Origin of the sequence: Edaphocola flava, from assembly GCF_004118155.1 — a bacterium.
Taxonomy (GTDB): Bacteria; Bacteroidota; Bacteroidia; order Chitinophagales; family Chitinophagaceae; genus Edaphocola; species Edaphocola flava.
Genome location: NZ_SAIQ01000005.1, coordinates 211,697 through 227,690, shown reverse-complemented (window position 1 = coordinate 227,690; position 15,994 = coordinate 211,697). Strand labels below are relative to the sequence as shown.

General features: G+C 44.7%; 10 protein-coding genes. 6 read left to right on the top strand and 4 right to left on the bottom strand.

What is annotated here, in order from left to right; genetic code table 11:
- The first annotated feature begins 11 nt into the window (after nt 1-11).
- From EMP01_RS14750 to EMP01_RS14740, 3 genes are all read left to right on the top strand, one after another.
- Nucleotides 12-368 carry a hypothetical protein gene (locus tag EMP01_RS14750; RefSeq protein ID WP_129022326.1) on the top strand — a complete coding sequence of 119 codons (357 nt, stop codon included), beginning with the start codon at nt 12-14 and terminating at the stop codon, nt 366-368.
- A gap of 38 nt (nt 369-406) precedes the next feature.
- Entirely contained in the window at nt 407-772 is a 366-nt protein-coding gene (locus EMP01_RS14745) for a hypothetical protein (protein WP_129022325.1), read from the top strand.
- Nucleotides 773-1,027: 255 nt separating this feature from the next.
- A complete protein-coding gene (locus EMP01_RS14740; RefSeq protein ID WP_129022324.1) occupies nt 1,028-1,378 on the top strand; it encodes a DUF7674 family protein in 351 nt (116 codons plus the stop codon).
- A 69-nt stretch (nt 1,379-1,447) separates the two neighbouring features.
- Here the strand turns inward: EMP01_RS14740 and EMP01_RS14735 are convergent, their stop codons facing one another.
- Nucleotides 1,448-1,768, bottom strand: coding sequence for a hypothetical protein (locus tag EMP01_RS14735; protein WP_129022323.1), 321 nt, complete (start codon nt 1,766-1,768; stop codon nt 1,448-1,450).
- A gap of 229 nt (nt 1,769-1,997) precedes the next feature.
- Here EMP01_RS14735 and EMP01_RS14730 point away from each other — a divergent pair, with 229 nt between their 5' ends.
- A complete protein-coding gene (locus EMP01_RS14730) occupies nt 1,998-2,201 on the top strand; it encodes a hypothetical protein (protein ID WP_129022322.1) in 204 nt (67 codons plus the stop codon).
- Here EMP01_RS14730 and EMP01_RS14725 read toward each other — a convergent pair.
- Nucleotides 2,190-5,855, bottom strand: a complete 3,666-nt coding sequence (locus EMP01_RS14725; RefSeq protein ID WP_129022321.1) for a PA14 domain-containing protein — start codon at nt 5,853-5,855, stop codon at nt 2,190-2,192. The genes EMP01_RS14730 and EMP01_RS14725 overlap by 12 nt on opposite strands.
- Before the next feature lie 1,274 nt (nt 5,856-7,129).
- Between EMP01_RS14725 and EMP01_RS14720 the strand changes: the two genes are divergently transcribed.
- Nucleotides 7,130-10,786 carry a T9SS type A sorting domain-containing protein gene (locus EMP01_RS14720; protein WP_129022320.1) on the top strand — a complete coding sequence of 1,219 codons (3,657 nt, stop codon included), beginning with the start codon at nt 7,130-7,132 and terminating at the stop codon, nt 10,784-10,786.
- Between the two features lie 95 nt (nt 10,787-10,881).
- Nucleotides 10,882-11,601 carry a hypothetical protein gene (locus tag EMP01_RS14715; RefSeq protein WP_129022319.1) on the top strand — a complete coding sequence of 240 codons (720 nt, stop codon included), beginning with the start codon at nt 10,882-10,884 and terminating at the stop codon, nt 11,599-11,601.
- 277 nt (nt 11,602-11,878) lie between these two features.
- Here EMP01_RS14715 and EMP01_RS14710 read toward each other — a convergent pair whose 3' ends face one another.
- Nucleotides 11,879-14,818: a DNA polymerase III subunit alpha gene (locus EMP01_RS14710; protein WP_129022318.1), complete on the bottom strand. Its 2,940-nt coding sequence runs from the start codon at nt 14,816-14,818 to the stop codon at nt 11,879-11,881.
- Nucleotides 14,799-15,977, bottom strand: a complete 1,179-nt coding sequence (dinB, locus tag EMP01_RS14705; protein WP_129022317.1) for a DNA polymerase IV — start codon at nt 15,975-15,977, stop codon at nt 14,799-14,801. Before dinB ends, EMP01_RS14710 begins: the two co-directional genes overlap by 20 nt.
- Nucleotides 15,978-15,994 lie beyond the last annotated feature (17 nt).

Genomic DNA, 15,994 nt, shown 5'->3' with positions numbered 1-15,994 from the left:
AATTGTTCTTTATGAAAAAACTGTTATTAGCCGCACTGGCACTGACGGGCACTGGTATTGCTGCTGAAGCCAATATGCTGACTGTAAACAACCTCACACCTTGTACTTATACGATCAGCTTATCTGGTGGTAGCGGTACGATTATTCCACCAGGTACCAGCACCTTCTACTCTTTTGGTACAGTAAACATTACTGCGATCAAAATCATGTGGGGCGGTGGTGTTACACAGGTAAATGTAGGATACGGTAGCCCTTACCATAACAGTATAGGCCAGCCAACACCAACATGCCTGGCTCCAGGAGGGTTTTATACTGCAAGCTGGGCTCAAGCTAGCCCTACTGCAGATGCGACTATGGTTATCTTCTAAATCGTTTTAAACCTCATTTAATCCTCAAATATTCCTTTATGAAAAAACTATTACTGGGTGCATTTGCCCTGATCGCAACAGCAGGTATCGCTAATGCCAATACCTTAACGGTAACTAACCTGACGGGTTGTCCTTATACACTGAGCATTTCCGGATACGGTTACGCAACTATCGGTACAGGAACATATGTATTCAACTCTTTAAGCGGTACAAACATTGATGCTGCTAAAGTACTTTATGTATTCGCCAGCGGTGCCAATACCGGTCTGGGTGTCGGCCTCACTTCACCTTACGCAAACACTGCAGGACAGCCTACTCCTCCATGTCTTACTGCTGCATATTTCACAGCAAGCTGGTCTCAGGGTTCTGCTACCGCTAATGCATCACTGGTTATTTTCAACTAAGCTGATATATCGGTTAAACATAGCGCTCCTGCATATGCAGGAGCGCTTTTGTGTATATTACTGCTAATCTAACGGTATACATCTCTTATATACAGGCATTTCACTCTGATAAAATGCAGCTCATTCTGATAGGGTATTTAAACAGATGTCTCAGGCAAAAAAAATCCAATTAATTGAATATCAAACACTTAATAAAACCCGAAAAATTCAGGCATATTTCTGGCACTGATCATAACCAAACAAAAATCATTAGTTATGATTCACAAGAACGAAGCTGCAATTGCCATCATAGATATTATGCCTGAAGCGGAACAAGATATACAAACTGCTTTGAATAAAGGTGCTTTTGCGGTCGTGCAGCTATTTACACAAAAGATTAAACAACTGGTAGCAGATGAGCGCCTTGCCATGGCGGAACAGGCGATGAAAATAATGGATAAGATATATGGACAGGGCGATCATCTCTTAAAACTGGCCGTGGAGCATACATTTATATTTTCACTCCGCAGCATTGCTGCACGCACAAAAAACCCTTGCTTTTGGGGCTGCGTACCCATGGGCTTATACACTGCGTATATACACCAGATATACCGCTCAAATATTTAAGATCATTAACTTTATACAAAAATAGCGGATGCTAGTGCATCCGCTATTTTTAGTGTTGTATAAATACGCTTATGCATCTTTGGCATGCGCAATCAGATAGGCCCTCACCAGTTTACCTTCTTCATCGGTAAGCTTGGCTTTCGGGATCATTCTTTTAACGGTCTTGTTCCACTGTTCCGGCGTTTTTGAATCCGGTTGTTTCAGTTTATGACACTTCGCACAATTATTAATGAATAATGTTTCTCCCTTTGCAATCTGATCCTGGGAGTATTGTGCTTTTATCTGCTCTTTACTTTCTACCGGCAGAGATCGTATAACCTGGCTTGCTTTTGGATAACATCCTACAATCGTAAGCGATACCATACAGCCAAGTATTATGGATTTGGGCATGTTCATAATAATTATGAGTTGATTCACCTAAAAGTAATCTTTGTCACAAGATTGTCATAGCGAAAGCACTAAACTTAACAAATAATTAAATAACAGTACGCTTTCAGATCCAGGACTCTTAAAAGAATACGTTTCCAATACCAGAGGAATTAGCACTAATGCTTAACTTGTCTGATATGCTTCCCGAATAACGCGCCCATTGCTGAGGACATGCTTTATTATTTTTCTTTTGCTATTACTGCAACACCCAACGTCTGCACAGATACGCAGCTACCTGCGCTTCTTTACCGACAAGGGCCTGCAACAGGATAAAAACGGTTTTGCATCAATTGCGATATCTTTATTACCAACAGGATCAGATAAAAAATGCTGCACCAAACCGGTGCAGCATTTTGAGTTATCAAAACAAAGCAATGAAGAATTACCTGTTTAGTACTATTTTTTGTTTTGGCAAACTCCAGCCACCTTTTGTATCCTGTACAGAAAGGAAGTATACCCCCGCAGACAAATTTTCCGGTATGGACAACAACACCGTATTGCTACCCGCAATCGCATTGTACTCCTTACTATATACCGCTTGTCCTAACTGGTTATACAGGTGTATCGTTACCGTACGCGGCTGGTTGAGGTTAAAGGCAAGTCTGGTCGCGTCACCTGAGTTGATCGGATTAGGGCTTACACTAAAACTTTCTGCTCCTTTGGATAATGTTACAACACGTACGTCGCTGTATTCTGTAAACTTATCATGGTCTACCATTTTCAGGCGATAGTAGTTATTACCTTGCAGCGGTGTGTGGTGTACCGCCTGATAGTGGCGCGGAGCACCGATAGCTGGTGTTGTGGCTACGGTTTCAAAAACAGACTGGTTTGCAGACCATTCAATTTCGTAGTGATCCGCGTTGATCTCAGCATGTACATCCCAACCCAACAGAACCGTTCCTTCACTTGTTTTTTCAGCAGTAAAGTTATCCATTTTCACAGGCAGCGGTACCGGATGATCAAAATCCTCTACTTCTCCGTTGCTATAGATATTATCGTAACCGGTAAATTCAATCGGCTGGTCTGATACAATCAGGCGCACTTTATAATTGTTGGAAGAACCTGTTAATGGTGGGGTAACCATTACATTTTGTATAGATGGTACGCCTGCTGTAGTCACTACACCGCTACCGCTGTAGAAAGCATTTGCACCGGAAGGATCTACATCATTCGTAAAGTTACCGTCATTGTTCCAATCGATCCACATACCGTAATATACTGTTTTGCCCGGTGTATTACTATTCAGCGCAATAGACATAGGTGCAGGTACACCGCCCAGTAGTACGGGATTAGCATTACTCAGACCATCATCGTAGGTATCGGTATTGACACCCGCTGCCGGTGCTGGTTCTGTGCTGATGCCAGCGCCTGCCCAAACAGCGTCTGGAGCAGAAGGCACGCCAGTAACAGAAGGACAACCTTTGATGCCCGCCTGAGCCGAAGGCCAAGGTGCTGTCAGATCGGAGTAGTCAAAAGCACCTGCCTGACCCACTTCAACATCTGAATAGGATTCACAACCATTTGAACCGAGCAGACGATAATGACCTGGTGTAGTCACATTAAGTGTAGAACCAGTACCTACCTGAGCGCCCGTAGCTACGTCGTACCAGGTATAGGTCAGTCCCGCAGGAGCAGTGCCTCCCGGCATGAATAATGCAGTAGCAGGGATAGCGGTTTTAGTGATTGACGGGCCCTGATAAGACACGCCCAAAGCGGCGCTACCAGCATCAGGTCCTTTGAAATAATCTACTTCTATGCTATGATATCCTGTAGTGAGGTTCAATACAGCTGAAGAAAGTTCTGTCAAGGCATGCGTACCATCATTAGAGATCACCAGAGAACCATCGATATACAGGTTACTACCATCATAACTATTCAGGAAGAAGGTATATGCACCCGCTGTAGTGATATCAAGATAGCCGCTATACTGTACCCCAATATTTTTGGTGGCGGCTGTTACACCACTGAGTCCTGCCAGGTTCATCTGGCCGGTCGTGCCGGTGGCCGTAGGCATCTGGTTATAAAAACCGGTAACCACGCTGTCAAAATCCGAACTGGCGTACAGAGAAGGTGCTTTATAATTAGCAAAGGTCTTGTATTGTAAACCCTGTACGTAATTGGTTGCCGATAAGGTGACAGATGGTGTCGCACAGCTGAGCATTACCGGATTGGTACCTATTGTAAAATTCGGGACAGAAGAACCACTGTTAACGGTAACAGTTACCGTATCAGATACCGCACAACCATATTTATCATAATAAGTACAGATATAGGCACCTGCCTCTGCAGAGGTTGCACTATTGATCGTGAAATTGGCTGATGTACTGGTAAAACCGTTCGGCCCGGTCCAGCGGATACTGTCTGCGACTGCCCCTCCGGCAGCTGAAGAAGAGAGGATGATAGAAGATCCTGCACAGGCTACCAAAGGATATGGAGTAGCATTTACATCGGTGATTGGCGCATTGACATATACACTGTCCGTATAAGAACAGCCATTTGCAGCATTAACCGTTACCTTATACCAACCGGCATTACCAGCATTGACTGTAGGCAAGAGTGGTTGCTCTGCTATACTGTTAAAGCCATTAGGGCCAGTCCAGGCATAGGAAGAGATTGTGGCATTGTATGCCAGCGCGCGGCTGTCCAGGCGTACTGAATCAGTACCACAGGTGTGCACTGCTTGCGGGAAGGTAGAGATATCACCAAAATCGGAGAAGTTGCTGAAATCTCCGCCACCGCCGGCATTACTGAATATATTCTGATAGAAAGAAAACTTGCCGAGGGTATTCGTTATGGTTATAGTAGCTCCCGGAGTAAAAACACCGGTAACGTTTTTACGGCAATATTTCCAGCCGGGATAGCCCGGTACATCTACAAAATCGGCAGCGGTTAATACACCTGCATTGCCGTTTACCAGGAAGCCGCTCTCCGCCCCTGCAGGAACCACTGCATTAAAGTATGTAGTAGTTGCACTCACCGGATATTGGAATGATACCAGAGAAGAGCCGTTACAAGGCTTGACTGGTGTCAGGACAGCACTTCCTAATTCCGTAGTGCTTCCTCCCACCTGATAGGCCATTATAGGGTTGTCGGAATGAATATAAGCTACATTCTTACCTGCAGGAAGAATGTACTTGACCATCTGTCCTTTATTCACCACAAGTGTAGTGGTGGTGGTACCGTCAAATACTGTAATCGTCGTACCATCCTGTGTGCCGGTCAGGAAAATCGTTTCCGGAGTACTAAGATTGGTCCTGATGTCTACATAATCAGTACCGAGCTTTGAGATAGGAACCAGCTGATCACCTCCGTTGTCGGCGGCACCCCCGTTTCGTAGTAAATCATCGATATAAGTAACAGCGACCAGGTTATTTGAGGTGATGGTAGATCCCCCCAGATGCACCCCATTAAAAATGGTATTGGCCGCCTGGTAACTCTGACCCTTATTCAGGGTAATGGTAAAGGGAACATTCGCACCATGTCCTACAATCGCTTCAGAAGGTGTAATGGTTACAACTGTATTGTCTTCGGTAGCCGTAATGACGAACTCACTTGTAGAGCCCGGGTAGTTAGCCGGAGCTTGTGCATAAATATTTTGTCCCGGTACAATAAAGGATGTACCCAGTGCATTAGGGCCCTTCCATGGTATAGAACCATAGTTATTACCCGCTTCATCGGCATAATAGCCAACCATTTCTCCCCATACCCGAACACGTAAGCCCCGGTTCAGCACTGCATTGGCAGGCGCCGTCTCAATCTGGGAGATGAATGATGTCATATCAATGGTTTGCGAAACACCGGGAGCCAGTGTGCCGCTGATCGGTGCAAATGTGGGGTCTGCGGGCATGTCAATAACATAGCAATTGCTGGAAGATCCGGCACCCGTAAGGTGAATTTTTTGTGGTGTTTTGTACCCTGTAGCCCATACGGGTACCCCAAACCAGAAATCAAAATCTTCCGGTGTGGTCGTAGGACATTGTCCGAAGCTACTCTGGCCTCCGAACAGGCCCGCGAATAGTACGCTGGCAAAGGCAATTTTTTTAATCATGAGTGTGTTAGTTTTAATGGTAAATAATTACAAATTCATATTTAAATACAATTCCTATAGGTTATCTTGGCTTAAGCGGATCAAAGATAGAAGTAGTATAGTATGACTTCAGCCAAACTGTATGTAAGCAAAATGTTATTATGTTTTTTTTGAATACAAATAATACAACTCAATTGCTCATGAATTATAGTTAATCGCATATAAGGAATTAAAGAATCGTTAATGACATGAACCCTGCACTTTTCTTAATTCCTTACACATTATTTTTTTTACCATAAAAATATCTGCATAAGAATGAGGATTGTGTAAGCACCTCTTATATGGAAGCGCCCACGATAAGCAAGAGTTCAAAACAAACAAAGCGATAACTGCATGCAGTCTTAAATGCTATTGCAGCAAGGGGTTAGAAGGCTTCAAATAATGATCTGTACAGAATGTATCTTAGTCTTCCAGATGGCTATGATATACACATACCCGGATGCTAAAGCAGGGGTATTGATGAAGCAAAAGATATGATGGACAAAGTACAGAATGAGGCAAAAAGCCATGATGATGAGCCTACGGCATATTCGTATCAGTATGGAGTACCCACATCTGTCGCATGCAATATATAGATGAGTATCAGCTAAAAATATCTGTTCAAAAGCTTGCTATTTCAAAATAAAATTGTAAATTATTATTATATCTGTGTAATAATTGTACTACAAGAGCATCCTATTCAAGGGATGCTCTTTCAATATCATTCGGCTTCAAATGCAGTACCAACAAGATTTTGCAGCATTTTTACCCTTGTAGTAACACATTAAGGAAATCCGCACTTTTTATAGACCAATAGAAAATCCCTATTCCATAAGTTGCTCAGAATCAAATAAAAGGAATAGCTTTGCACCCAACTACCTATACCCGGAAAAAGCCAATTAAGATTTAATTGAGTAATATTTCCCACTTTCTAACAAAGTAGCCTGAAAATACCCGCAAAGGCAGGTAATATTAAGGTGACTGTAATGAAAACATACCATAACTGCTCTGTGTACTGTTCCAGTATACGAACAGCATGACTATGTTATCATGTCCGGCATGCCCACAAGGAGGTTCAGGATTTACCTGATTCGACCTGGTATTGATTCCGGAGCAGTAATTACTTTCTGAAAGACAAAATATCTGTTTTGAGCGGCAGATATGGTGATAGAAAAGATACATCTACATGTATTTTAATTGCAGTTTATACAAACGCATATCTATTTATAAAAAAGTTTTTTATCACTAAAAGAGTTATGAAGAGAGCACTTTTACAATTTTCAGGCTCTGCCATATTACTGGCAGGAGCCCTGGTCTTCGGTACCGCTGAGACGGCCTGGACCCAAGCCCCAACTTCGTTAAGTTATCCGGCTACAAACGTATTTATTGCTAATGTAAGCAATGTGTACCTGGCACCCAACCTCGCGGGAAATGCAGCCAGCTATACCATTTCTCCGGCATTACCAGCAGGTTTAAGCTTCAACACCAATACCGGTGTAATCAGCGGAACCCCTACTGCAGCCAGCGCAGCAACAACATATACGGTTACTGCAATCGGTACCAATGCATCGCAGACTACATCTACGACTACAAGCATCCAGGTTACCAACAACTATTTCAACAATAACTATGCTGTAGTAAGCTTTACCAACACATCTGTGATCAATGGTAGTACCGGCGCGGCTATTACGAACCTGAGCACCCCGAGTACCGGTACTACAGCAGGCGATGTGGTAGTATACCGTGGTGTAGCTACATTAAGCGGACAAGCAATTGACTGTATCGTAAAAACGGTATCAATTACTTCAGGAACAACCTTCTCGGCTTACGATCAGGAGGCTGCATCCGGTAGTAACTTCAGTAGTAATGATCCTAAATTCTTCTCTCCGCAGGTAAGTTTCCCTAGCGGTGGCGGTAGCATCCAATACAACTTCCAGTTTATCCTGGGTGGTTCATACAACCTCTCAACACAAACCGGTAGCAATGTAATTCTGCAGAATGTAAAAATCAATACCTACGATATCGATGGTAATGGCCAGAGTAATTCTAATCAATACAATGAATTCGGTGGTTTCTCTACCAGCGAAGTAGGTAGCGCAACGTCTTTAGATCCGGCCGTATATAACACCAGCACTGGTCTGACGACATATCGTTCTTCGACTACGGCAAACTCTTCTGTAGTAACTGCAGATCCCACCCGTGTACGTGTAACCTATAATAACATCAGCGATTTCAGCGTGCGTGTTGGTGGTGCAGGTACTGCATACTTCTTCGTTGACTTCAGTGCAGGACCAGCATTTTCTACGGCTGTAGAAACAGACGTACCAAGTGTAGACCTGAATACTAACCAGATCGGTGTAAACAACTTCGGTGCCGGTTGTGGTACGAATATGAACTTTACCGAAAGCAGCCAGACCAATATCACTCCTACTACCGGTTCTAACCTGAGCAGAATGCAGGTAAGCTTCCCTACTGCGGAAATCCTGAATGGTACTAACGAGCGCCTGATTGTAAACGGTGCAACCAGTGGTGGTACCCTGGCATTAAGTTCAGATATCACTGCTACTACTGTGGCATTAGGTGGTGTTACCTATAATGTTGCTTCTACTACTGCAAGTGGTGTACGCACAATTGTATTCGACAAAACTAACTTTACTATTGCACAGGCAGAAGCCTTACTGGATGCCCTGCAATATAATAATAATGCAACGACACCGACTTCCGGTTCCCGTAACTTTACGGTAAATGTGCGCAACAGTGCATTCCAGAGCCCTAATGCAATCATGACCGCTACCCTGAACTGTGTATCGATCAGTGGTAATGTATTCCATGATGTAAATGCAATGGTAGATAATACTGTTAATGCAACCGGTACTGCAGGACAATTTGCAGCAGGTAGCCTGTATGTGGTACGTGTAAATCCTACCAACAACCAGGTTATTGATGCACAACCAATCGCAGCAGGCGGTGCTTATTCTTTCGGTACTGTAACTCCTGGTAACTATAACCTGTATGTAAGCACAACTAATCCTACAGCAGGTACTACGTTCACCGCAGCTACATTCCCTGCTAACTATATCGCAACTGGTGAAAACTTAGGCGCTACAGCTGGTACTGATGGTCTGACCGATGGTAAACTGACTGTAACAATCGGTTCTCAGAATATTACTAATGCAAACTTTGGTTTACAGATTCCTCCTACTACAAGCAACAGCACAATCAACAATATCGCGAACCCTGGTGGTTTCAATGGTTATGTTATCCCTAACGGTACTTTCGTAACTAATGATGCTGATGGTGTGATTGACAGTATTATCATCAACAGCTTCCCTACCGGTGCTAACTATATCAAAATCGGTTCTACTGTATATACCAATGGTGGTAACTGTCCTCCGCAATCAAGCTGTGTTGCATGGCCTGCTGGTGGTGTAGTGGTACCTTTTGCTTCTGGCAACCCGGTTCCTGCAATCTCTGTAGACCCTACACAGGAAGGTACTGCTTCTGTAGTAATCAACTTCTCTGCATGGGATAATGGCCGCAGCCTGAGCAATGCAAGCAATGTAACCCTGAACTTTATCGGTACTTCTTATTATAACGTAAGCGGTAATGTATGGAACGATGCAAACGGCAACGGACAAAGAGGTGGTACAGAAAACTTGGTGGCTCCTGTTGATGCCGGACAAACTTTATATGCTTTGCTGGTTCAGGAAAACAATACGTACTCTGGTGCTCCAACGATCCTGGCTTCTGCTGCTGTAAATGCAACTACCGGCTATAGCTTCACTAATGTGCCTGGCGGTAATGACTATACTATCCGTATCGTAGCCCGTACAACTGCTCCGGTATCCGGTGCTGCAGCAACAACTGTTCCTGCTAACCTGGCTACTAAATGGACTGGTGTAAGCACTAATGCTAACGGAACAATCACAAGCGGTCTGAATACAAACAACCTGGGTATTTCACTGCCCGCTTTAAATGCAACCAAAATCAACCAGAACTTCGGTATCGAACAAGCTCCTGATGCAACAAATGTAAACACAACTATTCCAGCCCCTTCAGTAGGAACACTGCTGACACTGAATGGTACTAATCCTTCTTTACCGGTTCCTCCGGCTACAGACCAGGAAGATGGTACATTGGCTTCAGGTGCAACATTCACTGTAGTTTCTTTACCTCAGTTCACTACCCTGAAATATAACAATGCTAACGTTACTGTAGGTCAGCGTATCGACAACTTTAACCCTTCATTGTTACAGATCCAGATCACCAACAGCACTGTAGGCAAAACAGGAACTTCATTCCAGTTCAACTACCGCGATGCCGCTAATGTACCTGGCCCGAATAATGCTACATATACTATTACCTGGAACACTCCGCTTCCGGTACAGATGGGTGCTTTCAATGTGACTAAAGCAGGCGAACAAGTAAACCTGAACTGGATCACTTATACTGAAACACAAAACCGTGGCTTCTCTGTAGAACGCAGTGAGAATGGCCGTGACTGGAATACTTTAGGTTTCGTAGCCTCTGCTGCTGAAAACGGTAACAGCAATGCTAAACTGTCTTACAGCTTCGATGATAAAACACCAGTAAACGGTGTAAACTATTACCGACTGAAACAAACTGATGCTGATGGTAACTATGCTTACAGCGAAGTGAAAAAGATCAGCTTTACTACTGAAAATACAGTAAGTGTATATCCTAACCCTGCTACAGATTACGTTTATGTAAATGTTGCAGACTGGACAAAAGTAGCAACAGTAACTATCCTTGATGTTCAGGGCCGTGTGCTGATGAGCAGCAATAATGCAAGCCAGGGTATCTCTTTATCCGGTTTAGCAAAAGGTAGCTACATACTGCAGGTGAAACAAAGCAACGGACAAACATCCAGCTTCAAATTCATCAAATCATAGTCTTTTCTGATTTCTCATAATTCTTAAGGGTGTTGCCTTCGTGGCGACACCCTTTTTTTGTGCCCTATATAAAGGCAATTACTTATTTTTGAAATATGTATTTCAGACGCAGCCTTATCAGTACAACCATTGTTATGTGTACCTTAACTTCCTGTTCTCAGGCACAGGATCGGAAGACCATTGATCAGATATTTTATGAAGTCAGTGGCCCGGTAAAGACAATGACAGAGCGGCAAGACATGACACATATGGCTGCTTATTCAAAAGATACCTCCTACAGTATATACTACTTCAGTCCCAAAGGGGATCTGAGCAAAATTGAGTTTTACAATTCTTTTCATGAAGACAAACCTGGTGTGGCTACTATAGGGAACATCACCTACTTCAAAAAGCAACAAGGCGACAAACGGTTTTATACCAAAATACAGGCAGACAATAAGTTCGAAACAGAATACTATACCCTGCAAAAGGTCAATGCGACTACGCTGAAATACAACCTCAGCGCTGCAATGGGGAAGGACACCATGACAAAAGTGTTCACCCTGAACAAGCATAACCGCTTCACACAATCTGTTTCTTCCGGCAGAGTCTACCGCTTCCCAGCCACTAAAAAGCTGGACTACTTTTATGATGAACAGGGCAAACCGGAAAGAATTATAGTTACCGATACGGAAACAAAACAATCTGTTGAAGCGACTTTGAAAAATGCCACTTACGATCAATACGGCAATATGCTGCAGGGCACTTATACAGACCCCGACAATAAGACTGTATATACGATCAATCGTTCCTATACATATTACACGGCTCCCTGAAATGTGTGTAGCCTGTTTGAGCTAATTATAGTTGATATATAAAACCATGCCTCAAAAACTTCCTGATTTTACGTCTGCCGAACGAGTGTGGACAGGCTTGTTGACATAGCGAAACTTTCACATAAGACGCTTATTTATATGTCAATAATCAACTAAAACACATGATCCATATTCAAACGAATAAAGGAAGTACTTCCCGTAAATTCAATGTGATAAAATAGTGGAGTAAAAGTGCAGATTAATGATAAAGCCATACTTACCGGCTGCCTTTTCGTTTTTATTCGCTTCGTGGATCGGCTTTCAGTGGCATCTTCGCACAGCGGAATATTTCCAGTGCAGGATATCCGAAATCCAATACGACCTTTCCTTCCAGCAAATACAAACCGGCGCCTCTTAAGGGATACTGGCCCAATGTCTGCGGAAAATGAACGGTATCAAAAAAGGTGCCCTCCTCATCAAAGAAAGTACCGAATTTCATATAACTCTTCTGACGCGTCTGTACCGTTTTATCAGCCACAAAATCCCCTACAATGCGGATTGTTTTTCCTTCGAAGGCCACTAGTTCTGCCGCACGGCAATCGCCCCGGTAAGGAGAGCGGGCCAGGTCAAACATACTGCCCGATACGGTAAAGCCCATCAACTCCAGCTCATCATAATAATCTTCCAGTACCGAACTTTCCAGCTGGGGCAATACCGGCTTTCGGCTCAGCGACTCAAACAGTACCATTCCTTTCTGCTGCTCTTTCTGGCTGCCGCTCAGTAACAGGTGTGCTTCCCAAAGCAGTTCCTTCTTGCCCGCATGCAGAAAACGAAATGCACCGGTACGGATCAGTACCACCAGCTGATCCAGCCCGGCACCGGTTCTGAGTACAAAATTATCCAGACTCGTATACGGTCCGTTCTGCATTCTCTCCTCAGGGATCTTCCGGGCCAGCCGTGCCTCCAGGTTCAGCAATCCATCAAAACCCAGGTAAATATCTTTATCGTAAATCGTGGTATTAAACACACTCTTATTCACACAAGGCAGGCATATATTGGCTCCTGCCCGGCGGGCTTCGGTTACATACACTTTACGGTTATAAAAACCACCATAGTTGTTCAGTACACTCACCATAAACTCCAGCGGATAATAGGTCTTCAGGAATAAACTCTGGTAACTCTCTACCGCAAAAGAGGCACTGTGCGCTTTATTGAAAGAGAAGCCTGCAAAGCTTTCCATCTGTTTCCATATCGTCAGGCTGGTTGCCTCTTCGTATCCTTTTGCACTACAGTTTTCAAAAAATCGTTCCCTTATTTTGACCACCTCATCCCAGTGCCGGTATTTACCAGACATCATCCTACGCAGCACATCCGCATCAGCCATATCGAGCCCCCCGTATGCATTGGCAATCTTCATCACATCTTCCTGGTACACCATTACTCCGTACGTTTCTTCCAGTTGTTCTTTAAATACCGGGTGCGGGTACTGCACCGCTCCGGGATCATGGTGCCGCTTAATATATTCAGCCATCATACCCGAAGAGGCCACCCCCGGCCGTATGATAGAAGAGGCCGCAACCAGCGTCAGGTAATTATCACATTGCAGTTTGGAGAGCAACTGCCTCATCGCAGGACTCTCTATATAAAAGCAACCGATGGTATTGGCACTCTTTAGCTGCGCTACAATTTTAGGATCAGTAAAAAAGCGTTTAGGATCATCGGTACTGATGATTGCTCCTTTGTTCTGCCGCACCAGTTCCCGGCAATCTTTAATATGGCCGAGCCCCCGCTGGCTGAGGATATCAAATTTTTCAAAACCTATATCCTCAGCCACGTACATATCGTATTGTACAGTGGGCAAGCCTTTGGGCGGATAGTCCAGGGCAGAATAGCAGGTCAGCGGCTGCTCCGAGATCAGTACACCGGAAGCATGAATCGTACGCTGGTTAGGGAAGTCGGCCATGCGGTTGTACACACTCAGGATCGTATTCGTAATCTCATTTTTGTTCAGCATATGCTCCGGCTCCATCACCAGCCGGTCTATATCACCCTTGGGCAGGCCATATACTTTACCCAGCTCACGCAGGATACTGCGCGAACGAAAGGTACTCATGGCACCCATCAGGGCCACATGCCCTTCCGGGTATTTAGTAAACATGTATTTGTAAATTTCATCCCGTTCATTCCAGCAGAAATCAATATCAAAGTCCGGTGGATTCTTGCGCTTCGGATTCAGAAACCGTTCAAAGGGCAGATGCAGTGCGATCGGGTCTACATCGGTAATACCCAGACAATAAGCCACTGCAGAGTTAGCACCAGAGCCCCGTCCCACATAGTGAAAACCCCGGCTGCGCGCATGATGGCAGATATCATTTGTGATCAGGAAATAAGCCCCGTAATGCTGCCCTTCAATAATCTCCAGTTCCCGCTTGATCCGTTCCTGTGCCAGCGCATCAGATGCACCGTAACGCCGCTCCATTCCTTCCATAGCGTATTTCAGCAGCAACTCCTTATCGGCATACCGATCTCCGGTAAAGGTTTCTTTATTTTTGATCTGCTTAAAGTCCATTTCAAAAGAGCATTGCCACAACAGCCGGTTTGTATTGGCGAGGAGTAGCGGTAGCTCCTTATACAATTCCCGCAGTTCATTTTTATGGATCAGGACTTCTTTTGCACTGGCCACCTGCTCCGGCTCCAGCTGGGAGATGAGGATATTATTATCGATCGCCCGCAGCTGGCGGTGCAGCGTGTAATCACCAGCGGCAAAGGTGACCGGTGCCAGGATTACATATCGTTCATGATGGCTCTTAGGCTCCAGTACAATACGGTTACGCTCTTCGGGACGGATGCCGATATATTCATAGTCCCGCAGGTCTCTAACCGCAATACTTCCATAAGGATAGATGATGAATACTTCATTGAATTCCGGGGCCCGTTCCGGCAGGCGTATATTCAGTTTATTAGCCTCAGTGCGAAAGGCGTTGATCTCCTGAAAACCGGATGTATTGCGGGCTACAGCGATGTACAGTAACTGATCTCCGTTACGGAATTCCATTCCGGCCAGCACATGTAATCCTTTATCTTTCCCCTTGATGATAAAATCGGCCACACCGCTGCTGTTATTAATATCCGTCAGCACCGCACTGTCATACCCGGCGGCAATGATTCCATCGACCAGTTCATCCAGGCTGAATGTACCATAGCGCAGGCTGAAATTGCTATGCAGATTGACTAACATGTTTCGGATTTTTAAGATCAGGAACACAGATACCTTTCTGGATATAATCCGCACCAAAGCGTTTGCGGATCTGGTCCATAGCCTGCATCAGGTGAATCTCTTCCATGGTATCATTAAAGATATCGATCTGGTAACTGCCCGTGATCAGGTTACTAAGCTTAACTCCGATCAGGCGAATGAGCATACGTCGGCTATATAGTTTTTTAAACAGCTCCAGTACTTTTTCTGCGATATGCTTATCGGAATTGGTATACGGGATCTTCACCTGCTGGGTATGTGTATCGAAATTGGAGTAGCGGATCTTGAGGGTTATACAGCCTGCTAATTTTCCATCCCTCCTCAGTTCAAATGCCAGGGCATCGACCATACCGGCAAGGGTTTTACGCAGGCGATCCATATCAATGGTATCTGCCTCAAAGGTATTTTCTTTACTCATCGACTTCTGATCGCGGAAAGGCACAACCATGCTATTGTCCATGCCATTGGCCTTGTTCCAGATGGTAACACCGTTCTCACCCAGCACCTGTCGCAGGGTAAAGACCTCCATCTGCTGCAGGGTATGTATTTTAGAGATGCCCATATTGCGCAGGGCCGTATAAGACTTCTCTCCCACCATAGGAATTTTGCGAATGGAAAGCGGTGCCAGGAAGTGTTTTTCCGTACCATCTGCGACCTGCCTTTCTCCGCAGGGTTTGGCCTCTCCCGTAGCGATCTTACTTACCGTTTTATTGACCGATAGGCCAAAGCTGATCGGCAGTCCGGTTTCTTTCATAATACGGGCACGCAGTTCCTGTGTCCATTTCCAGCAGCCGAAGAAGCGGTCCATGCCCGATATATCCAGGTAATGCTCATCAATACTGGCTTTCTCTACTATCGGCGCACACTCCTCTATGATCTCGGTTACGGTATTGGAAAATGTACTATACAGATCATGATCGCCCCGCACCAGTATCGCATCTGGGCATAACTGCCGTGCCAGCTTCATAGGCATAGCAGAGTGTATTCCGAATTGGCGGGCCTCATAACTGCAAGAGGCCACTACAGCCCGGTCACCTGCCCCCCCGATCAGTACCGGCTTACCCTCAAGGTCACTATTGAGCAACCGCTCTACAGATACAAAAAAGGTATCCAGGTCACAGTGTACAATATGTCTGTCCATCACATATCAATTTTATT